The organism is Mesorhizobium sp. AA23 (genome assembly GCF_001672435.1).
In the GTDB taxonomy this organism is placed as follows: Bacteria; Pseudomonadota; Alphaproteobacteria; order Rhizobiales; family Rhizobiaceae; genus Mesorhizobium.
In genome coordinates, this window is record NZ_LYTP01000031.1 from 173,442 (window position 1) to 194,674 (window position 21,233).

Genomic DNA, 21,233 nt, shown 5'->3' on the forward strand with positions numbered 1-21,233 from the left:
CAAAGGCAGTGCGGTTTTGGGTAGTAGGTCCCAAGCTAGGTCGGCAATGGTGGTTGGTCGAGCGATGGTTGCCGCTTGCAAAACCACTCGCCGGCTTCGGCATCCCATGGCCAAACACCGGAGGTTGTCGGAAAGATAAGCTGCATAATCCGGAAAACGGGCCCGTCGTAAAACCATATGCCCCAACCGAAATATTCAGGGTAGTGGGCGGGATGGACCGCACCGAATTGACAGTCGAAGCCACCTCCCAGGAAACCCGACGCCCGCTCTCCAACCTTGAACCTCTCGCCGCTGCGCACTCGTCGGCAATACTCGTTGATGATGGTCTGCGAAAGCTCCGGCTTGAGCCCGATGACGACCAGCTCAGGGGCTTTGAAATTGTACTCTATCCCCACCGAGTAAGCGAATGGCGGGTGCTCGTCGTCCTCCAGCACGTAGAGAATATGACAGCCATACTCCTCGATATCGGCGAGCGTCTTAGCCTCGTCGGGATCCCTTGCTTCCCTATTCGGCATCGATCTGGTTCTGCGGCGCAGCCTTCTGGAACGCCGGCAGCGCCATGCAGGCGGCGTGGATGCGCGAGATCACCGGATAGGCCGCCATGTCGACGCCGAAGCGGGCATTGTTGGTGACATGCGCGGCGAGGCAGATATCGGCGAGCCCCGGTGTATCGCCATGGCAGAACTTGCCGGTCTCGGGCGAGGCGGCCAGAATCTTTTCAAGCGGCTGGAAACCTTCATTCACCCAATGCCGGAACCAGTTGACGACATCCTCGTCGCCGGCGCCGAACAAAGTGCGCAGCGAGGTGAGCACGCGCAGATTGTTCACCGGATGGATGTCGCAGGCGATCATCTGCGCCAGCATCCGGACCCTGGCGCGTCCCAGCGCATCCTTGGGCAACAACGGCGGCTCGGGCTCGATCTCGTCGAGATATTCGATGATCGCCAGCGACTGGGTTAAAAGCGTTCCGTCGTCGAGCACCAGCGCCGGCACCAACCCTTGCGGATTGACCGCGAGATAGGCGGGCTCGAGATGCTCGCCATGGCGCAGATGGTGGGGCACATAGGTGTAGGCACGCCCCTTCATCTCCAGCGCGATCCGCACCCGGTATGAGGTGGAGGATCGATAATAGTTATGGAGGACGAGGTCGCTCATCGCCTCGGCTGCCCGATGGTGACCTCGACGGCGCCGATGCCGTCGACGCCACCAGTGATCTTGTCGCCCGCCTGAACCGCGCCAACACCGGCCGGCGTGCCGGTGAAGATCAGGTCGCCGGGCTGGAGCTCGACCGACTCGCTGCAGATCGAGACGACATCGGCGACGGGCCAGATCAGCTCGGCGAGGTCGCCGTCCTGTTTTACGTCACCGTTTACAGCGAGCCAGATGCGACCCGTTTCGGGATGGCCAGACCTTGCGACCGGAAGTAGCGAGCCGCAAGGCGCGGAGAAGTCGAAGGCCTTCGACCAGTCCCAGGGGCGGGCCGCTTTCTTTGCCTGGTCCTGCAGGTCGCGGCGAGTGAGGTCCACGCCGACGCCATAGCCCCAGACATGCGCGAGCGCCTCGGTGCGAGGGATGCGGAAGCCGGCCTTGCCGATCGCCACGACCAGCTCGATCTCGTGGTGGAGATTGCCAGTCAGCGGCGGGTAGGGGATCTCGGCGCCGCTGTCGACCACGGCGTCGGCCGGCTTGGTGAAGAAGAAGGGCGGATCGCGCTCGTCATTGCCGAGTTCTCGCGCATGCGCCGCGTAGTTGCGGCCAACGCAGAAGATGCGGCGCACGGCAAACCGTTCCGCCGAGCCGGTCACCGCGACCGAAGCGATCGCGGGCGGAGGGAGGACGAAGTCTGCCATAGGCGGTCTCTGCGTTGGAAATGAATCTATCCGCACATTCGGCCGATTTCGGCAGGCGGGCAAGGGATGAGGCCACGAAACATTGCCGACCATGGCGGGTTCACCAAGCGGCGGCAGGACCCGCCGCGGCCCCTTTTTCTTTTGTGTTCGCAATCGGTTGGCAGGAACTGCCTGTGAATTCGCTGCTTCGCACTTGCACAAGATTATCCCGCACTGCAAAATAACTGCGGCGGGGAAAACGAAGCGGTTCCAGGCACGGCTATGCCGGGACCTCGAGTTGCGAGGGACGGGCATGACCGACATCTCCGCGACGGCCGGCGTCCTGCCGCGGGCCGCAGCCGACAAGGCGGCACGGGCAAGGCTGGCCTATCTCGACGGCTGGCGCGGCCTGTCGATCGCCTTCGTGCTGATCGGCCATGTCTTTCCGATTCGCGGCATCAATCTCGGCGTGCTCGGCGTCGAGTTCTTCTTCGTGCTGAGCGGCCGGCTGATGGGGGAAATCCTGTTCGTCGAGCGCTTTCCGCTGAAGAAGTTCTTCAAGCGCCGGTTCGCCCGCGTCTATCCAGCCCTGCTGGTGTTCGTGGTTGCCGTCATGATCGGGCTCTCCGGCACCTTCATTGCCTTCAAATGGAAGGCGGCGCTTACCGCGCTGACATTCACCTACAACTATGCCGGCATTCTCATCAATCGCGCGGGCGCGCTCGACCATATCTGGTCGCTTGCCATCGAGGAGCATTCTTATGTCATCCTGGCGCTGATCAGCGTGGCGGTTTCCAGGCGCGCGAATGTCGTGCGCCTGCTTGTCATGCTGTCGCTGCTCGCTATGGCCAACGGCGCTATTTCCTACTGGGTCTTCGGCATGGACTACGAAACCAGCTATTGGCGAACCGACGTGCATATCGCCTCGATCCTGCTGTCGGCGGCGATCTGCCTGCTCAAGGCCGATGGACACCTGCCGGCATTCCTCAGGAGCCGGCATCTGGCGCTGGCGGCCGCGGTGGGGGGAATCTTGCTGTTCCTCGATCCGGTGCCGACGCCCTTGCACTATCTGCTGGGCGTGCCGCTGCTGGCGCTCGCCGTCAACACGCTCGACTTCGCCGGCGGTTATCTGACCGGCCCACTGTCATCGCGGCCGATGGTGATGCTGGGGCTGTGGTCCTACTCGCTCTATCTGTGGCAGCAGCCCTTCTACAAATTCGTCCATGACCGCGACGTGGCGCCGATCCCGATGCTGGGCGCGGTCTTCGCCTGCGCCCTGGCGAGCTACTACATCGTCGAGAAACCGGCGCGCGGCTGGCTCAACCGCAATTGGTGAGGAGGTCAGGCCTTGCCGGTTTTTTGTGCGGCGAGATAGCGCCGAAGCCCGGCTTCGCCGCGAGGTGTGGTCCAGCGGTGATTCCACGCGAAAGCCGGTCTGAGCAAGGGTGCCAGGAGTTTGAGGATCGGCCTCTCCACGATGACCTGCCAGGTGAGCTTCACATGCGTTCCGCTTCCGGCTGGCGACAGCTCAGCCCGCCACAGGCCGTCGAAATCGCCGAAGGTCTTCACCACCACCACCAGCCGGCCAGGCTCGAGCTCCGCGGCCTCGATGATGAAGTTCAGCTCGTAGGGCAGGGCGCCTCGCGCCCTGGCTCTTGCCCGTGACCCGACGACGGCCTTGCCTTTCTTGTCGAGCGGCTCGACTTCCTTGTAGGCGTCGCCCCACCAGAGCGGCAGCAACTCGGCGTCGGACAGAACGTCCCACACTTCCTGCGGCGTGGCATCGGGAATGTTCCAACTCTCGTCGAAGCGGAAGACGTTGCTTGGCATGATGTCACGCCCCCGGCACGCGAAGACGATACATTAGCTGCAGCTTCTGTTTGTGGCCAGTGCGGCGGCCGCATGAGACCTTGTTTGGCTGATGGTTGAAAGCCTCTGGCTTCTAGGGCCATGCGCTAGTCGATCGGCTTGGCGTAGTAGCGCACCGACTTCCTGCCGCCGTGGATCACGGCATCGCCGACCTCGGCAAAGCCGAGCGCCGCGTGAAAGGCATCCGATGTGGGGTTCGGGGGATCGGCATTGACCTCGCAGGTTACGATCGTGTGGCATGCGCGCCTGACATGCGCGAACAGATCCTCGTAGACACGGCGGGCATGGCCACGGCCGCGCGCTTCGGCCGCGACCACCACCCGGTCGACATAGACGAAGCGGGGGTAGCGCTCACGAAACCAGAGGAAGTTCGGGCTTTCGTAGCTGGCATCCTGATCGAAGCACATGATGAAGGCTTCGAGCGCCCCGATGCGGCGCGTGTAGAAAGCCTGCCCGATCAGGAATGACAGGCGCTCCGGCTCCAGCCAGGACAACTCGGCGGCATGCTCGTTGTTGAGAGCGAGAATGGCGGCCTCGTCGGCAGGCGAAACGCGTTCGATCGGCGAGCAATCTTTCGACATCGTCACTTCCGGCATCAGACCCTCGCGGCCGCGATCGTTGCCGCCGCCAAGTCCTGGTCGGTCACCGTGTTGCGGTACTCGCGATCGAGGTCGGTGCCGCCGATGCCGACATGTGGGTTGCGGTATCGCATGGCGCTCGGCACCTCGGCAAGCGCGGCGAAATGCATCTCGGTCAGTCCGGTTTGCCGACGGACCTCGCCGATATTGTCGGGCGCCAGCCCGCCGCAGCCGAGAATGATGATGCGTGAGCCGGCCTGGCGAACCAAGCGCGCGAGCAGATCGACGCCCTCCAGCGCCGTGTCGTGTTGCCCGCTGGTCAGCACGCGGCCGACCTTGCAGCGGATCAGCGCTTCGAGCGCCTCGGCCGGGTCACGCGTCATGTCGAAGGCGCGGTGGCAGGTGACATTGAGGGGACCGGCGGCGCGCACCAGTTCGCTCATCCTCGCTTCATCGATTGCGCCGTCAGCGGTCAGGCAGCCGACGACGATGCCGGCCACGCCGAGATCGCGCAGCGCGCCGATATCGGCCAGCATCGATCGGTATTCCGCCTCGCTGTAGAGAAAATCGCCGCCGCGCGGGCGCACGATAACATGAAACGGGATGGTCGCACGTTCGAGGGCTACGCGCACCGTGCCGAGGCTCGGCGTAATGCCGCCTTCGACGAGGCTGGCGCAAAGCTCGACCCGGTCGGCGCCGGCGGCCTGCGCGGCAAGCAGCCCGTCAATGCCTTCGACGCAGAGTTCGATCAGGGGCCTTTGAGCGTCGGTCACCATCATCCATCCATGTTGAAGAGAAAGCGCAGCCCTAGCATTGGGGCGATCGAGGCGAAAGCCGCATCAATCGGTCCAGCAAGCGAAGCGGTCACTTTGCGCTTCCGGTTTTGTTCGGCGCGCAGTATTGATTGCTCAAGACTTGGAGCGCCCGCCCTACCGCGGAACAGCTGAGCCCCGTTGCCTCGCTACTGCTTCAGGATTGTGTTCTTGGCGCCTTGTTCGACCTGGTCGATCACCAGCAGCTTCACCGGATCGCTGCCGATATTGGTCGCCTGATGCCACTGGCCGATCATCTCGACGATGAAATCGCCGGTCTTGTAAGTGTTGCTGCTGCCGGTCTCGACATTGGTGACCTTGAGGGTGCCTGCCTCGACATAGGCATAGCGCGGGAAGGGATGTTTGTGCACCGGCAGCGTCGCGCCGGGCGCGATCTGATAGGCCGAGACCTGGACCTCGACATTCTTCTGCGGCAGCTTGATCGGTTGGCCGGATGCCGTCGTCGTCTTCGACGCCAATGGCGTCACGACAACAGGTGTGGCCGAACTGTCCAGAGCGTCGGCGGTGGTTGCATAAAAAGCGGCCGCCAGCAGCAGCGCCGATGCCGGAATGTTTCGCACGATTTCCTCCCGAAATGATCGGCAAAATCGCCTAAGCGCTGTCGACTCGCAAGGAGAAAGGATTTGGGGCTTCCCGGGCTGTATGAACTATCAGCTGCCAGGTCCTTCAAATCTGCCCCCCACTTGGGTGCTGCCGCACCCAGTCCCTTGATAGACCGGAATCATCCCCTAGTTAGTTTCCCTGGCGTAGTCGCGAGTTGCCTGGGGGTGCTGCGCCGTTCTGACGGCATGCGGCGGAAGGACGGCCGGCCGAAGCGCCTTTGGAGGGTGCCGTGCGTCAATATCTGGGATCCAGCTTGGTCCGTTTCGCGTTCGCGTGCTCTGTCGCGATAGCTTGCGCGGGAGCCGCGGCCGCCGGCGAGCGCGGCCAAGGTCATAACGCTGGTGGCGATCACGGGAATAACGGAGGTCATGGCGCTGGCAGCAACAACGGTCAGCACAACGGAACTAGCGGCGATCCCGGTGGCTCCGGCGGCAGTCCGCCGTCTGACCCACCGTCCCCACCGTCTAACGATGACGGAAGCAGCCCCACCACAACCGGGTCAGTGACGTCAAGGGCGGGCGTAGCCGGCAACGGCGGAAGGTCGCTCGACCTTCCGCCCGCCCTGCTGCCCTTCGAAGACAGCGCCATTCCACTGGCAGTCCATCCAATCGAAGTGCTGCCGGGTGTCCCGGACAACATCGTTCGTGCCTGCCGTGAGGCAATCGAGCAGGCCGCAGCTCAGTTTGGCGCGACCAGTGTGCGCGTCAGCAGTGCAGGTTCCGTACGGCGGTTGAGCCGACAGAGGATATCGGCTCCCGTCCAGGTCAGCATCGACTACGGATATCAAGGCGGCGTCGAGACGCGCCAGGCGCCGGTCGGCTGCGAATTGAACGCGAAAGGCAGCGTGATCGGGCTGACATAGCGCACAGTGGGAGCCCTCGCCGTAGACGTCGAGTTCATGCCGCCCAGCGGCAGATTTTCCAGGGCAGTCGTTCCAGCTCAGTCCAACGTCGAGTGGCTTGGCCGGAGGGAAAACGGAAGCGTAATGGCACGCACACGGATTTCGCGCGACGGTTTGCGAACCTTGCTGGACGTAGTCTTCTTTTGGCTGACAGCTTTCGTCTGGCCTGCGCCGGCCGATGCGCGGCCAGTGCGCGGCTTCAGCGGCGGCTCTATCTGAGCGTCGCGGCGCTGAGCCCGAAGCTTATCATTATCGGCACGTGCGGCGGCCAGCTCGCGGGCGAAAGAAACCGTCGCTTCACGTTGCTTGTCCAGAGCCTCCTTCAGCCTCATGGCGGCCTGTTCCAAAAGTTGGCGGGCTGTGTCACGCTCGAGGCGGGCTTTGTTGAGGTTCTCTCCGACCGACACTGCTGAAGCGCGTTCTCGTTGCAGAGCCTGCGCCGTCTCGGCAGCACTCTGCTCCGCGCGCTCTTTCACTGCGACCGCCTTGGTGCGCTCCTGTAACGCCGCGTCGCGCTCCAGCCAGGCTTTGTCGAGGTCCTCCCGGGTCGAGACTGCCGAAGCGCGTTCGCTCTCCAGCGCCTGCGCCGTCTCGCTAACAGTCTGCTCCGCATGTTGCTTCGCTGCGACAGCCCTGCCTCGCTCCTGCAACGCCGCGTCGCGTTCCAGCCGGGCCTTGTCGAGGTCCTCACGGGCCGCGACTGCCGAAGCGCGTTCGCGCTCCAGCGCCTGCGCTGTTTCAGTTGCAGCCTGCTCGGCATGCACTTTCGCCGTGACAGCCTTAGCTCGCTCCTGCTCAGCCGCGTCGCGCTCGAGGCGGGCTCTGTTGACGTCCTCTTGGGCCGATATTGCTGAAGCGCGTTCGCGTTCCAGAGTCTGCGCCGTCTCGGCGGCAGTCCGCTCGGCACGCTCTTTGGCTAAGACGGCGTTGGCTCGCTCCTGTTCGGCCGCGTCGCGCTCGAGCCGGGCTTTGTCGAGGTCCGCACGGGCCGCGACTGCTGAAGCCTGTTCCCGTGCCAATGCCTGCGCCGTCTCGGCAGCAGTCTGCTCAACCCTTGCTCGCGTCGCGGCGGCACCGGTCCGTTCCCGCTCAGCCGTGTCCGCGATCGCGGCCTTGGACTGCTCCATTTCAGCGATGTCGGCACGAAGGTCCTCCGACTTCCGGCGCTCCTCGTCAAGCATTCCGCTCGCTTGCGCCAGCGAAGCCTCGGCTTTGGCGCGATCCCCGGCGGCTTTGGCTTCCAGCTGTTCAATTTGCGCTCGCGCTTGCGCTAGGTCGCGCGCCATCTGTTCGGTTCGCTCCCGTTCGAGGCGAGCAGCGGGCATCTGTATAAAGACATGGTCAATGGTTTCGCTGATCCGCGCGCGGATATCTTGCGCAATCCACCGCAATGCCTCGAGCGTGCGGGCTGCCACAAGTTCGTTGCGCAAACGCTCCTCGCTGGCGTCGTCCGCGACTGCCATGCTTGTCTTCAGCACCTCGATCTGCTTGCGCGTCTCAGCGAGCGCACTCTCCAGAGCGGCACTCCTGGCGCGCTCCTCCTCCATCGCTCGGTGCTCTTGGCCAGCCAATTCCGTTGCAGCTGCTGCCTGAGCACGAGCTGCCTCGACCTGTGCTTCGGCAGCGTTGAGATCCGGTTTGGGCAATTCGCCGTTCGTGGGTGCGTCGGTTGATGCCGTGCTGGCAGGAATCTCCAAAGGGCGTGAAAGATCGGGAAGGGAGTAGCTATCGGCCCGCGAAACAGCGGGGGCGCTTTCGACCGGCTTTTGTTTCGTCAACGCATAGCCAAGCGGCACGGCCAGACAAATTGCGGCGACGCTCAAGCGTAACAAGGGGCTCGTCGGCCTGCGAACACGGGGAGGTAAGGCCATGGCGAAGCTTGTCGCCGGAGCGAAAGCATCGGGCAGGTCCTCGCGCGAGTTCTCGCCCGCTTCGGGCGTCGTGTTGAGATAATCCTTTCGCACCCCGGACTTACCGGAGTTTAGACCCTGAACATCCGGGGCCGGGGGCACGGCGGCCCGGGAAGAAGCCGCCTTGGCTGCAAGATTGCGTGGGCGATCCCAGGCCCAAGAAGCCTCATCGAGGGGAATAGGCGTGCTTTCGCTCAGGTAGCCATACTGGTGACGCCGTCTCGCTGCGATGAGGATACGCCGGACCACAAGAAAGAAGCCTACCAACACAAATATTGTCATCCCGCCCAGGAGAGCGAGACCTGTGTCGTCTGCGTAAAACCCGGCAAGATCTGACATCGCCGTACCTGCGCGGTTTCCGATGTAACTTTAAGCTCGTGAAGCGGTGTGTGGCTCCTCGCCCTGGCTAACTTTGCTGCCTGCCTTCGAAGCTGTCACCGCTTCGGCCCCAGTACTGGGGGAATTTTGTCGATGCATGGCTGGGCGCCGGTCGAAAGCCAGCTCGCGCCTCTCCATCCTCAACGTCCCGGGAGTTCTCCCACGGTGCGCGCCATGCCACCATTTCGGAGTCTGGACGCTCCATCGTAAAGCTAGGTCACAGACCTCGGTGGTCAACCATCCTGGGCGACAGTTCGGCCATGCAAAATGGCCATCGCGGTGCCGGCACGAGCGCCAAGACTCCCGCGGCTACCTCATCAAGCTCGACGAACTGGTGACGATCCCGAAATCGGCAGGCCATTTGGTCCTGCTGCCGAGACAGGATCTGGCACTTGGCGGATCTCAGTAGATCGTCATGAGGATCGGCAGGTAACTGCCTGCTCGCAGTTGTTCGATTGCTTCAATGGCGGGAAAGGCTGCGGGGAAGTACAGTCCATCCTGGAAGTTGCGCTTGAGCGCTTTCGGGGAGAAGACAACTTCGGCAGAGTCCGTATATTGGGACAGTTTCGGCCAGAACAGCGGCGTATAGCGCGCATAGGTATCGTATTGCGAGCCGAAGATCGTCTTCAGGTGTTCGGCCTCCTTGGCTGCCGTGATGACCAAGATCCAATAGCTGAAAAATCCCAGCGCCAGAGCGACGGCGATCGATCCATGGATCAATCCGATCCCAGCTGCTCCAAGCGTAGAAAAGAGATAGAGCGGGTTTCTGGTCAACGAGTAGGGGCCGGAGGTAATCAACTCCAGATTCTTCTTTGAACCGATATAGAGAATGCTCCACATCCTGCCAACGAAGCAGGTGAGGACCAGGCCGAGACCCGCCATCTGGATCAGTTCATGTACGCCCCCACCCAATCCGGGGTGCGAAAACAGGATAACAGTTGCAGCAACCAGCCCCGCTGCCCGAGCGGCGTTTATTCGCATCCTTTGATTGACTGGTTGAACTCTCATCGAGGCCCCCGGGAATGAAGAGGCCGCGTTTCTGGGCTCCGCATTTTGACGGCACCCCCCGATATGCGGCTCGCTTGCGCTTGCCAGGCTTTGCTGGCCGTGCGGTTGAACAGGAGGGGTATCCATCATTGGATCGTCTCCTCGGTAAGCTGAAGGAAGACGTTCTGGAGCCGCCCGCCCTCGGCCTCGAAGGCGAGGATCGGCATCTCGGCGCGGATCAGGACGTTCGGGATTTCGTTGTTGAGATGGCGGCTTGGAGGTGTTTTGGTCGGATCAAGAAGTTCGACGCGCGGCCGGCCCGCGTCCCCGTTGAGGAAATATCCCCTGCTAGGCTGCAGAATGGTCGTCAGGATGCGGATGGAGGTCGCTTCTGTGTCGATCGTTCCCCCTGCGCGCCGGCCGGGTTCTTGGCTTCCTCGGCCCAAACGGCGCTGCAGGCAAAACGACTTTCGTGACCCACAGGACTTGTTAGGGTCTTCGGGCGCGAAGACGTGAGCAGATGAGCCGGGCGCTACGGCGACACTTCCGCGAGACATTCAGTGCAGGCTCCCTCGTGCCTGCCAGCACGCTTTCAGGTTGACGCGCCTATTTATCCCTGCAGTCGTTAGGCTTTACGATTCGGCAGTTGAGCTGACTCGCTTGCGACGGGATTACCCCTTTTTGCGAAGGGCCCTCGTCCGTGATGTCCGACATCAACGCCAGAGTGGGCTTAACTGAGAGAGCGAGATTTCGGCTCATTATAGCGCTTGAAGGAAGTCGTCGCCGAGCAGGCGCTGGAGCTGCGGCTGCAAAAGAGCATGATCGCGACGGGAGCGACGACGGTCCCCGGAACGGCGCCACCTCCCGCTGGGGACGTCCGGAACCTCGCATGAGCCGCTACGGCTTTCGGTTAGGCCGGCAAAGCCGTTTTGGGCTATCGGTCCGCCGGCGCGCTTTGTCCTATCTTGGGTTTCCAACGTCGGGCAACGGTCGTTCAGGCTGCCTTAGCCAGCCTACCCTCCGCTGGGTAGCGCGGCGCGTGGGTTGCGCAACACTTGTCAACTTGGTGGGTCGCAGTGCTGCAGGCGAAGCTCGCGCAAATACGTACAAACCGCACACCGCCAGCAGAGCCATAAGCGAGGAGTACGCGAACTCGGCGCCGCGGCAGAGGCGGCAAAGCGGCACTGCGTGCTTGTCTGGTCGAGGCCAGTGTTGGTGCTCCGAAAGCCGATGAGATCATATGAAGGAGGTCCCTCATGAAACCTGTTCGTTACTGCCTGGCGCCCGGCGCGTTCGTCCTCGTGCTTGCCGGGGCGACCGGCGCGTCGGCCGCGGAACAGCCGATCGCCTGCAAGAAGGTGCCGTTGGTGGTGCGGGACAGGTTCCACAAGGATTTTCCCGTCGCTAAGGTCAAGGCATGCGCCCGCGAGGTCGAGAACGGAGAACTGGTTTTCGAGATAGCAAGCGTCGAGGGCGCAATGACGCGCGATGTGCTCTACCATCAAGACGGTAAGATCATCGTCGTCGAGGAATCAATTCCGATGGAAGCGGTGCCTCAATCGGTGCGTGCGGCCGTTGATACGAAATTCGCAGGTGGAAAGATCAAGCTTGCGGAGAAGCTGATGCGCGACGGCAAGGTGAGTTACGAGTTCCAGATAAGCTTCAAGGGCAAGAACGTGCAGCCCGTCTTCGATCCGGATGGAAAGGAAGTGAAGGGCTGATGGACGCAACTTTTGTGCTGAAGGGCCGCTGAAATAGCTTCAATCAGCCTGAGGGAAGGAACAAGTTCGGCGCATGCAGACGGGCTTGCGGACCTCATTCGAGTTCAGCAGAAGGCATCTGTCAACAAGCGCCGGACATCCGGACGATCGAACCTACCTGCCTAACTTCACGTGTCCACCGAATTGGAGCGTCGCGCGCACACTGAAGGTGTGCGTTCTCTCGTCCTCAGCATTCTCCGCGAATGTGTAGGCGGCGCCGAGGTTCCATTTCGCCGCGCCGGACGGCGCGTCTTCTTCTTCCCCAGACGCATAAATCACTTCGAAATCCGCCAATTGCTCGCGGGTGTCCGGACCGTCGGCGACAAAGTTCCGCTGATGCGTGTAGGTGGCTATGTAGGTCATAGGTTGCACTTCCAGCGCGACAGATCCGGTGAGAAGCAGAGCGTCGTCCGGACCGCCATCGAAATGCTTAAGGTAGGCCGATTCGCTGAGAAGCCTCAGTGTGTTCCCGTTGAGGTCGAAGCTTCCAGTGGCGGCAGCAAGGTAGGCCAATTCATTGCCGGTCCCCGGCAGCGGTTCCTCTTCTTCTTCCTCCTCCTCCTCCCCTGTGTCGACGGCCAGCCCGGGCTTCTGGTATCGGATGCCAAGGCGATAGCCGAATTCACCGTCCTTGTAACAATCGCCCTTTTCCGCCCCTTTGCAGCCATCAAGGGTAACTGAGAATGAGGATAAACCGGTGGTGTTGCCGGCACCGCCATCCGCCAGCGCGAGCCGTCCACGGTTGGTAAAGAGCGACTCGCTGAGGAACGTCCGGTCGGTCGTAAATACCGTCGCGGCCAGGGCATGGTTCAGCCCAAAGCCCTCGAAGCCAACAACAGCTTCGCCACCCAGACGTTCGTCAGCGTCGAAAACAGACGCCAGATCCGGGGCGTGTATCCCCGGCAGGGCTTCGCTGGCCAGGCTGAACACCGTGTCGAACTTTCCGGCCCTCACGGTCAGGGGATCGACCTTAGCGAGAGCGTAGAGCTCACCGACATAGGTGCCGATCCCTTGAAAGGCCGCATCCTCCCCGGGTTCCGGGTCGACCACGGGCTCGGTAACGATGGCACTCACGAACCGAAGATAATCCGTCGGCGCGTAGAAAAGATCGAGTTCGAACTTCGGAAACAACACATTGGATCTCAGGAAAGACGGATGTGCGCCAAATATCCAGTCGTTCTGCAACTCCGCGGTAGCCTCGTACCCCGCGCAGGGCGCGGCGCATTCTTCGGCCAGAGCCGGTATCGTTTCTTCGGCCAGAGCCCGCTCGTGCTCCTCCGCCAGTGCAGAAGCCGAAGAGTACAGCAGCCCTATGCCACTAAGCGCTAAGATAAAAAGGCGAATGACCGGCGAGCCCCCATGAGATGCACCACGCGTCGATGATATCCGCTGATTCCACTGTGGCAACTGCGATTTCGTCATTTTGTCCCTTACAAACGCGACTTGTCTCATACAAACGCAAACGTGTCGCATCTCTACAACACTGCTTCGCTGTTCCGCGCCCGGTACGCTCCCCCGAGGACTGCCGGCGCAGCAAATTGGCGGTCCCGCTTCGCCTTCCTCGAATCAATATTCGGGCACTCCCCGACCGAGGCAAATTGCGCCAGAGCACGTCCAGCCTTTCGCTGGAAACAGACACACGCGCATGCAACCGACGCGAGCACTCACGGCGTGAGTGGCTATCCTAATAAATTTGTATGAACTATTTCTCTACTCCAAAAGTTAGAGACCCGCCGGATATACGGTAATAGCGCCTTGCAATATTGATTAATTATGCGGCGCCCTCCCTCATGATACGCTTTGGGACTATCTGATCTGTCGCAGGCGCGCTTTCGCGCGCCGCGGAATCGCGGGGGGTTGCCGTGCTGCAAACGCTCGTCAAGCTGAGTCTCGAATTTCGGCATCTGGTCCTAGCAGCCGCGCTACTCTTGGTAGCGGCGGGTGCCGTTCTGCTTCCCAAAGCCAAAACCGATGCTCTTCCCGAGTTCGGGGCGCCGGTCGTGGAGGTGCAGACCGAGGCGCTCGGCTTGTCGACAGGCGAAGTGGAAAGCCTGGTGACCATCAATCTCGAAGAGATTCTGACCGCGACGCCCTTCCTCAAATCAATTCATTCCAAGTCGGTGCCGGGAATGGCTTCGGTGTTGCTCACCTTCGAGCCCGGCATGGATCCGATGAAAGCCCGACAAATGGTGCAGGAGCGTCTTACGATGGCTTGGGCCCTGCCCAATGTCTCGAAGCCGCCCACCATGCTGCAGCCGAAGTCGGCGGCAGGCCGCGCCATGATCGTCGGACTGTCGTCCAAGACCGTGTCGCTGATCGACATGTCGGTGCTGGCCCGGTGGACGATGACGCCGAAGCTGCTCAGCGTGCCGGGCGTCGCCAACGTCGCGATCTGGGGCCAGCGCGCTCGCCAGCTTCAGGTGCAAATCGAACCTCAGCGCCTCGAATCGGCAGGCGTCTCGCTCGATGAAGCCGTAGAGAGCGCCGGGGATTCGCTCTGGGTCTCGCCGCTCAGTTATCTGGAAGCGTCAGTACTCGGAAGCGGAGGCTGGATCGACACGCCGAACCAGAGGCTCGGCATCCAGCATGTGCAACCGATCAGCAAGGCCAGCGACCTGACGAAGGTTGCTGTCCCGTCTTCCGCGCTCAGGCTAGGAGACGTGGCCGAGGTCGTCGAAGGCCATCCGCCGCTGATCGGCGATGCGATGATCAACGGACAGCCTGGCCTCATCCTCGTCGTCGAGAAGCTTCCCAACGTCGACACCAAAGCGGTCGTAGCGGGGGTCGAAGCTGCGCTCGCGGAGTTGAGCCAAGGCATGCCGGGCATCGACATCGACGCCTCCCTCTACCGCGCCTCCGACTATGTCGACAGCGCCTTGGCCAATCTGGTCCGGATGGTGATCGCCGCCATGGTGGTCGTGTCCGTAGCCCTCTTCCTGTCCTTGACGCCGGTCGGCACGGCGAGCGTCGCCGTCGTCGCGATCGTCCTGTCGTATGTCGCGGCACTTGTCGCTCTCTATTTCAGCAGCCCGATCTTCAACCTGATCCACCTGGCCGGCCTCGCGGCCGCGCTTTCCCTCGTGGTCGACACTGCGGTAGTGGCTGCCGAGGCCCTCGGGCGACGCCTTCGCGCCGGTGGCGGCCGTCCGCTCGCCGCGCCTCTATTCGATGCGATCGGCGAAATCGGCAAGCCAATGATGTATGCAGCGGTGATCGGTCTGCTGGCGGTCGCTCCGATACTCGGACTCGACGGCGAAACCGCGGCATTCTTCCGGCCGCTGGCTCAGGCCTATGGCGTCACGGTGGCCGCTGCCATGGTCGTCGTGCTCTTGGCGGCGCCCGCCCTCGCGATGGTTTTTTTCCGTTCGGGCAGCGCAGCAGGAAACAGGTCCGAACCTGTGGTGGCGCGGCTGTTCGGTGCGGCCTATGGGCGGCTGCTGGGGAGGTTCTCGGCGACGACCGGTCCTGCCTATGCGATCGTGGGTCTCGGAGCGTTGGCGCTACTCGCGGCGACGCCCGCCCTGAAGTGGTCGCCGTCGCCGTCCTTTGACGAAGGCACCGTCCGCGTTTCGTTCAAGGCCGCGCCGGGTGCATCCTTGCCCGCCATGATCCGCACGATGGCGCGACTGGAATCCGAAGTCCGCGCAATCGATGGAGTCAGCTCTGTCGCTGGCCATCTCGGCAGGGCCATCACGGGCGACCAGGTCACCGGCATCGAATCCGGGCAGCTCTGGATTGGGCTCGACGAGCGGGGGAACCGAGCCGCCGCACTGTCGCAAATTCGCGACACGATGGAAGGCTTCGCGGACCTCGAGGTGAAGGTTGAAGGCTATCTGGCCAGTACGGCCGGGCGGATCTTCGCCGACGCCGGCGAACCAGTGGTGGTCCGCATCGAAGGGGCCGAGACGGCCGTGCTTGAAGAGCAGGCAAAGCTCGTCGCGGCGAGAATCGCCGCCGTTGACGGCATCAACTCCGTACGCATCGACAAGAACGCTTTCTCGCCCGAAATCGAGGTCAAGGTCGACGTTGCGGAGGCTGCCGCACGTGGACTGAAACCGGGAGACATCCGGCGCGCGGCAGCGACGGTCTTCGCCGGGCTCGAGGTTGGCAATCTGTTCGAGCAGCAAAAGGTCTTCGAAGTGGTCGTTTGGGGGGCTCCCAACGCACGAAGCAGCATCGCCGACGTCGAGAATCTTCTGATCGAAACGCCTGATCGCCCGCATACACGCCTTGGCGATATCGCCGAGGTGCGGATGGTGCCGCAGTTGAGCACCATCGAGCGTGACGGCGTCACGCGCAGCATGGACGTTCACGCCAGCGTCGCAGGCCGCAGCGTCACGGCAGTGGCGGAAGACGTGGCGGCAGAGCTCAAGAAGGTGCAGCTCCCCTTCGAATACCATGCCTACGTTCGGGGCGAGTATGCCGAGAGCCGTGCAGCCATGCTGCAGGTGACGCTCTTCGCAGCGTCGGCGGCAGTGCTGATCTTCTTCCTGCTGCAGGCGGCGCTGCAAAGCTGGCGACTGGCGACCGGCATGTTCCTTTCGCTGGTGGCAGTGTCGGGTGGCGTCGCGGCGATCCTCGTGGTGGTAACGGGCACCGTTTCGGTTGGGGCGCTTGCCGGACTTCTCACCGTCCTCGGGCTTGCACTCCGCAACGGTCTGGTTCTGGCCAGCCGCGCCGATCAGACCGGGGAGGGTGACGAATCCTGGCCGGACCGTGTCGCGGCGGCCGCGCGCGAGCGCTTTGCGCCCATGCTGACGAGCACGCTGGTCACCTGCCTCGCCTTCCTTCCCGCAGTGGTCATGGGCAGCGCCGCCGGTCTGGAGATTTTGCATCCAATGGGATGGGTCGTGATCGCAGGCGCAGTCATTTCAGTCCTGATCAATCTGTTCGTCCTACCGGCCATGATGCTCCATTCCGGCCCGGTTTCACGACGCCTTGGAGGAGTTGCACATGCTTCGCAATAGGCTTTTTCTTAAGTCATCCCTCGTCGCCGGTGTGGCTTTCGTCGTGGTTGCCACGGGACCCCTCGCGGTCGCGGAGTCGCCCGCAGGCGCGCCTGCCAAGCTGGTAGAGGTCGCAGGTTCCCCATTTCCACGCGTGGTTCTGACCGAACAGGCTGCCAAACGACTGAGCATCCAGACCGAAGCGCTGCGGGAGGAGACGGCCAAGCGGTGGATGATGATGAACGCCCAGGTCGAGATTGCGAGCGGTGAACCGTCGGTGAATGCAATTACGGAGACGGCTTCCATCGCGCCGGCCGGTGAAAGCGGCCAAGCACGGCAATCCCTGATCAAGGTGCCTGTGGACGCGGCGAGCCAGATGTTGATCGCGGTTGTCGACGACGAGGATGACGAGGACGAGACCGGCGACCACGACGAGTTTGCCGAGATTTTCGGCGTCGCCAACCCGGCGGACGAGGATAAGGACGGTCTAGTGGTCGTGCTGCTGACCGGCCAAGGCCGCTCCGGTAAATATTACACGGCGCGGCCGGTGGCGGTGAAGGACCGGGACGACGGGCGGTTCTTTGAATTCCTGGAGGCAAGCAGCGGCGTCAAGCCAGGCGATCATGCGTTCGTGGCGATGAAGGCGCCGGAGAGCGGCAGCATGGCGAAGATCGTGCCCTACTCGTCGGTTGTCTATGACGAGCACGGGGACAGCTGGCTCTACTCCAATCCGGAGCCGCTCGTCTTCGTCCGCCAAAAAGTGGCTGTCGAGCGCGTCCTTGGCGACATAGCAGTGCTGTCGGACGGACCAGCGCGCGGTACGCCGGTCGTGTCGGTCGGCGCGGTCGAGCTGATGGGGGTTGAATTGAAGTTTGGCGGCCACTGAGCGGGCGTGAAAGACATTCCGTCGCTTGCGAACGCCTGAGTTAGCCGGCGTCCAATCATCCGAACAAAGGACAGGGCCATGTTCCGCTGGATCATCGGCACGAATCTGAAATACCGGTATCTGGTACTGGCCGCGGCAGCGCTGATGGTGCTGCTGGGTCTGGACGTGTTCCGCAAGATGCCCGTGGACGTCTTCCCCGAATTCTCCCCGCCGCTGGTGGAGATTCAGACCGAGGGTATCGGCATGTCGACCGCCGAGGTCGAGGAGCTGATCACCATTCCCCTCGAGGATGCACTGCGCGGCACACCGGAACTCGACGTCATCCGCTCGAAGAGCGTGATGTCGCTGTCCTCCATTGTCATGATCTTCAAGCGGGGAACCGACATCATGCACGCCCGGCAGCTCGTCCAGGAGCGAGTGCAGCTTGCGTCGGCCAGACTGCCGTTCGGCTCGAGCCCGCCCGTCATGCTGCAGCCCTTGTCGTCGACCAGCAGGACCATGAAGATCGGCCTTTCGTCGAAGGAGCTCACTCAGCTCGACCTGTCGATGACCGCCTATTGGAAGATTCGCTTCCGCCTGCTGCGCGTGCCCGGCGTCGCCAACGTGGCGATGTGGGGCGAAAAGCTCAAACAGCTGCAGATCCAGGTCGATCCCGCACGCATGCTGAAACACGGCGTGACGCTGAACGAGGTCATGGAGGCTTCGGCCGATGCGCTGGACTTCGGCCTGCTGCCGATGTCGAGCTCAGCCAAGAGCCAGACCGTAGGCTTCATCGACACCGACAACCAGCGATTGTATGTCGGCGCCGACATAGCGTCCAGCGTGAAGCTGGAGGACGTCAAGAGAATTCCGGTCGAGTCAAAAGCCGGCGAGCGACTGGTACTGGCGGACTTTGCCGACGTCACCTGGGGGGAACCGCTGCCGATCGGCGACGCTGTGATCAATGACGGTCCCGGCATGATGCTGATCGTCGAGAAGTTCCCGTGGGCGAATACGCTGGAGGTCACGCGCGGCGTCGAGGCCGCCTTCGCCGAAATGAGGGACGGCCTCAAGGGCATCGACGTCGACCTGCAGATCTTCCGCCCGGCGACGTTCATCGAGCTCTCGATCCATAATCTGACAATGGCCTTGCTGGTGGGATCGGTCCTGGTGGTCTGCGTTCTCGGCGCCTTCCTGTTCGAGTGGCGGGTGGCGCTCATCAGCCTGCTGGCGATCCCGCTCTCCCTGGTCGCGGCGGGACTTGTTCTCTACTGGCTCGGAACGACCATCAACACGATGGTGCTGGCCGGCTTCGTCGTGGCGGTGGGATCGGTGGTGGACGACGCTATCATCGACGTTGAAAACATCACGCGGCGATTGCGCGAGAATCGCCGCAGCGGCGCTGGCAAATCGGTGGCATCAGTTATCCTGGAAGCATCGCTCGAGATCCGCAGCCCGATCGTCGCCGCGACCCTCATCATCGTCATCTCGGTCGTCCCTGTGTTCTTCATGGGTGGTCTGTCGGGCACTTTCTTCGTACCGCTGGCGACGTCCTATTCCATCGCGCTCCTCGCTTCGATGGCCGTGGCGCTGACGGTGACGCCGGCACTCTGCCTTATCCTGCTTCAAGGAGCGCCGATCGAGCGCGTCTCGCCGCTTGTCGGGCGGTTGCAGCGAGGCTATGCCGCCATGCTGTCGCGGATCATCGCGGCTCCTCGCACGATCTTTGGGATCACCGCGTTCGTCGTGGTCGCGGGATTGGCCGTTTGGCCGCTGCTCGGAACCTCGCTCCTGCCCTCCTTCAAGGAACGTGACTTCCTCATGCACTGGCTGACGCCGCCCGGGACATCGCATGCAGAGATGTACCGGATGACGGTGGCTGCCAGCAAAGAACTGAGATCCATTCCCGGGGTGCGCAACTTCGGCGCTCACATCGGCCGGGCGCTGGTGGCCGACGAGGTGGTGGGCATCGACTTCACGGAGAACTGGATCAGCGTCGATCCGAAGGTCGACTATGACGAGACCCTGAAAGCGGTTCAGGACACGGTCGGCGGCTATCCCGGTATCTATCGCGACGTCCAGACCTACCTTCGCGAGCGCGTGAAGGAAGTGCTCACCGGGTCGGGCGAGTCGATAGTGGTTCGGATTTTCGGGCCTGACGCGGCGATGTTGCGGGAGCAGGCGGTGAGGGTCCGCGACGCCCTGACCGGCATCGAGGGCCTGATTGACCTACACGAGGAGCCGCAGAAGACGGTACCGCAAATTCAGGTCACCGTGGATATCGCCAAGGCGGCTTCCAGGGGTCTCAAGCCCGGCGATGTTCGTCGCGCTGCTGCCGTGATCTTCGCCGGTCACGAGGTGAGCGACGTTCATCGCATCGGAAAGGTGTATGACGTCATGGTATGGTCGACGCCCAAATCGCGGCGCGGCCTTGACGACGTACAGAACGTTCTCCTGGATACCCCCGACGGCGGTCAGGTCCGGCTCGGCGACGTTGCCGAAGTCAAGATTGCCCCGGTGGCCAGCACCATAAAACGTGAGAACGCCTCGCGCCGCCATGACGTGCATGCCAACGTGCGCGACCGCGACCTGGGCTCGGTCGTCCATGAGGTTGAGGAGCGCCTGGCCAAGTTCGAGTTTCCGCTCGGCTATCATGCCCAGCTGCTGGGCGAGGCGGCGGAACGCAGGGCTGCGCAAAGCAGGCTCGTCTATGCCTCTGTTGTCGCCGCGGTCGTAATCTTCATGCTGCTGCAGGCCTCCTTGAGAAGCTGGAGGCTCGCTGCCCTGGTTTTCCTGTCACTGCCGGCCGCTATGGTCGGCGGGGTCATCGCCGCGTATCTGGGCGACGGCATCATCTCGCTAGGCGGCCTCGTGGGGTTCCTGACGGTGTTGGGCATCGCGGCCCGCAACGGGGTGCTTCTGATCCACCATTTCCTGCATCTGGAGCGCGAGGAGGGCGAGCCCTTTGGACCGGAACTTGTCCTGCGCGGCGCGCGTGAACGCCTTTCGCCCATTCTCATGACGACGCTGGCGACCGGCCTTGCGCTCGTCCCACTGGTTGTTACCGGCAACATTCCCGGGCAGGAAATCGAACATCCGATGGCCATCATCATTCTGGGCGGGCTGATCACGTCAACGCTTCTGAACCTCTTCGTCGTGCCCGCCATCTATCTCAGACTCGGTTCGCTGCAGGCGCGATCGCCGGCGCGAACCACAGGGCTCGGCCTGGAACCATCTCCCCTTTGATGCAAGGCCCGAGATCTAGACCAGAACGTTCGTGACTCTACCGCATCCAATCCACCGGCTATACCGTTGGCGATCTCGATCGCGCAGCGAAACAGCATGACAACTTACAAAACTCGGAGGACTTGGAGCAGCAAGGAACGCGTCCGTGATTTCGTCTTCACAAAGCGGGCAGGCCAACAGGGCTGGGCCTAGCCGGCGGGCCTAGGAAACGAAATACGGCACCGGCTATACGCTCCTGCCGCTATGATGGGGCACGAATCCATAAGTGAAGCAGCGTCGCTAATTCCCGCGCGGTCTGGGTTTTGGTCCTGGAAGGCTTTCGCACGGATTTGCGGCCAATCTGGCGATTCGCGGATCTCTTAGCCAGACAGTCTTCTTTCTTCTTTCCAGAATCTCGTTGCGGCCCACATCGACGGCCGATTGGCCTTTCGCGGCAAGGGCATAGTCGGCTCGGTTCGTGCGATAGTCTTCCTTTTGGATGGACATCTTTTTCCTCCCGGTCCGCGGCTCCCTCCACTAGCCTGGACG

At 62.5% G+C, this 21,233-nt stretch carries 17 protein-coding genes; 6 read left to right on the forward strand and 11 right to left on the reverse strand.

Going from position 1 to position 21,233, the window contains the following annotated elements:
• Positions 1-35: 35 nt before the first annotated feature.
• Genes A9K66_RS26425 through A9K66_RS26435 form a run of 3 tightly spaced genes read right to left on the reverse strand, consistent with a single transcriptional unit; the run spans position 36 to position 1,850 of the window.
• Positions 36-515 carry a DUF4262 domain-containing protein gene (locus tag A9K66_RS26425; protein ID WP_067329465.1) on the reverse strand — a complete coding sequence of 160 codons (480 nt, stop codon included), beginning with the start codon at positions 513-515 and terminating at the stop codon, positions 36-38.
• The gene (gene maiA, locus A9K66_RS26430; protein WP_067329469.1) at positions 505-1,155 is read right to left on the reverse strand and encodes a maleylacetoacetate isomerase; all 651 of its coding nucleotides are present in this window, start codon (positions 1,153-1,155) and stop codon (positions 505-507) included. The genes A9K66_RS26425 and maiA overlap by 11 nt, the downstream gene beginning before the upstream one ends.
• Positions 1,152-1,850, reverse strand: coding sequence for a fumarylacetoacetate hydrolase family protein (locus tag A9K66_RS26435; RefSeq protein ID WP_067329472.1), 699 nt, complete (start codon positions 1,848-1,850; stop codon positions 1,152-1,154). The genes maiA and A9K66_RS26435 overlap by 4 nt, the downstream gene beginning before the upstream one ends.
• Positions 1,851-2,142: 292 nt before the next feature.
• Between A9K66_RS26435 and A9K66_RS26440 the strand changes: the two genes are divergently transcribed.
• Positions 2,143-3,165: an acyltransferase gene (locus A9K66_RS26440; protein ID WP_067329475.1), complete on the forward strand. Its 1,023-nt coding sequence runs from the start codon at positions 2,143-2,145 to the stop codon at positions 3,163-3,165.
• A gap of 5 nt (positions 3,166-3,170) precedes the next feature.
• Here the strand turns inward: A9K66_RS26440 and A9K66_RS26445 are convergent, their stop codons facing one another.
• The 4 genes from A9K66_RS26445 to A9K66_RS26460 form a co-directional block, all read right to left on the reverse strand.
• Positions 3,171-3,659, reverse strand: coding sequence for an SRPBCC family protein (locus tag A9K66_RS26445; RefSeq protein ID WP_067329478.1), 489 nt, complete (start codon positions 3,657-3,659; stop codon positions 3,171-3,173).
• 125 nt (positions 3,660-3,784) lie between these two features.
• Positions 3,785-4,279 carry a GNAT family N-acetyltransferase gene (locus A9K66_RS26450; RefSeq protein ID WP_067329643.1) on the reverse strand — a complete coding sequence of 165 codons (495 nt, stop codon included), beginning with the start codon at positions 4,277-4,279 and terminating at the stop codon, positions 3,785-3,787.
• A 14-nt stretch (positions 4,280-4,293) separates the two neighbouring features.
• On the reverse strand, positions 4,294-5,052 hold the full coding sequence (locus A9K66_RS26455; RefSeq protein ID WP_067329646.1) for a copper homeostasis protein CutC: 759 nt from the start codon (positions 5,050-5,052) through the stop codon (positions 4,294-4,296).
• 185 nt (positions 5,053-5,237) lie between these two features.
• Positions 5,238-5,669, reverse strand: a complete 432-nt coding sequence (locus A9K66_RS26460; protein ID WP_067329481.1) for a cupin domain-containing protein — start codon at positions 5,667-5,669, stop codon at positions 5,238-5,240.
• A 545-nt stretch (positions 5,670-6,214) separates the two neighbouring features.
• Here A9K66_RS26460 and A9K66_RS30875 point away from each other — a divergent pair.
• Positions 6,215-6,574, forward strand: a complete 360-nt coding sequence (locus A9K66_RS30875) for a hypothetical protein (protein WP_067329484.1) — start codon at positions 6,215-6,217, stop codon at positions 6,572-6,574.
• Positions 6,575-6,651: 77 nt separating this feature from the next.
• On the opposite strand, the gene A9K66_RS26470 is transcribed toward A9K66_RS30875, so the two are convergent.
• The 3 genes from A9K66_RS26470 to A9K66_RS26480 all read right to left on the reverse strand — a co-directional run bounded on the left by A9K66_RS26470 (position 6,652) and on the right by A9K66_RS26480 (position 10,445).
• The gene (locus A9K66_RS26470; protein WP_067329487.1) at positions 6,652-8,862 is read right to left on the reverse strand and encodes a hypothetical protein; all 2,211 of its coding nucleotides are present in this window, start codon (positions 8,860-8,862) and stop codon (positions 6,652-6,654) included.
• 441 nt (positions 8,863-9,303) lie between these two features.
• Entirely contained in the window at positions 9,304-10,038 is a 735-nt protein-coding gene (locus A9K66_RS26475) for an isoprenylcysteine carboxylmethyltransferase family protein (RefSeq protein ID WP_245307695.1), read from the reverse strand.
• Complete coding sequence (locus tag A9K66_RS26480; protein WP_156751155.1) at positions 10,035-10,445, reverse strand: hypothetical protein; 411 nt, start codon at positions 10,443-10,445, stop codon at positions 10,035-10,037. Before A9K66_RS26480 ends, A9K66_RS26475 begins: the two co-directional genes overlap by 4 nt.
• 699 nt (positions 10,446-11,144) lie before the next feature.
• Between A9K66_RS26480 and A9K66_RS26485 the strand changes: the two genes are divergently transcribed.
• A complete protein-coding gene (locus A9K66_RS26485) occupies positions 11,145-11,609 on the forward strand; it encodes a hypothetical protein (protein WP_067329496.1) in 465 nt (154 codons plus the stop codon).
• Between the two features lie 153 nt (positions 11,610-11,762).
• On the opposite strand, the gene A9K66_RS26490 is transcribed toward A9K66_RS26485, so the two are convergent.
• Positions 11,763-13,070 (reverse strand): hypothetical protein, encoded by a 1,308-nt coding sequence (locus tag A9K66_RS26490; protein WP_245307697.1) that lies wholly within the window; start codon positions 13,068-13,070, stop codon positions 11,763-11,765.
• A gap of 440 nt (positions 13,071-13,510) precedes the next feature.
• Here A9K66_RS26490 and A9K66_RS26495 point away from each other — a divergent pair, with 440 nt between their 5' ends.
• From A9K66_RS26495 to A9K66_RS26505, 3 genes are all read left to right on the forward strand, one after another.
• Positions 13,511-16,615 carry an efflux RND transporter permease subunit gene (locus A9K66_RS26495; RefSeq protein WP_067329499.1) on the forward strand — a complete coding sequence of 1,035 codons (3,105 nt, stop codon included), beginning with the start codon at positions 13,511-13,513 and terminating at the stop codon, positions 16,613-16,615.
• Positions 16,602-17,480: a hypothetical protein gene (locus A9K66_RS26500; protein WP_127214972.1), complete on the forward strand. Its 879-nt coding sequence runs from the start codon at positions 16,602-16,604 to the stop codon at positions 17,478-17,480. Before A9K66_RS26495 ends, A9K66_RS26500 begins: the two co-directional genes overlap by 14 nt.
• 78 nt (positions 17,481-17,558) lie before the next feature.
• Positions 17,559-20,705 carry an efflux RND transporter permease subunit gene (locus A9K66_RS26505; protein ID WP_067329506.1) on the forward strand — a complete coding sequence of 1,049 codons (3,147 nt, stop codon included), beginning with the start codon at positions 17,559-17,561 and terminating at the stop codon, positions 20,703-20,705.
• Positions 20,706-21,233: the final 528 nt, after the last annotated feature.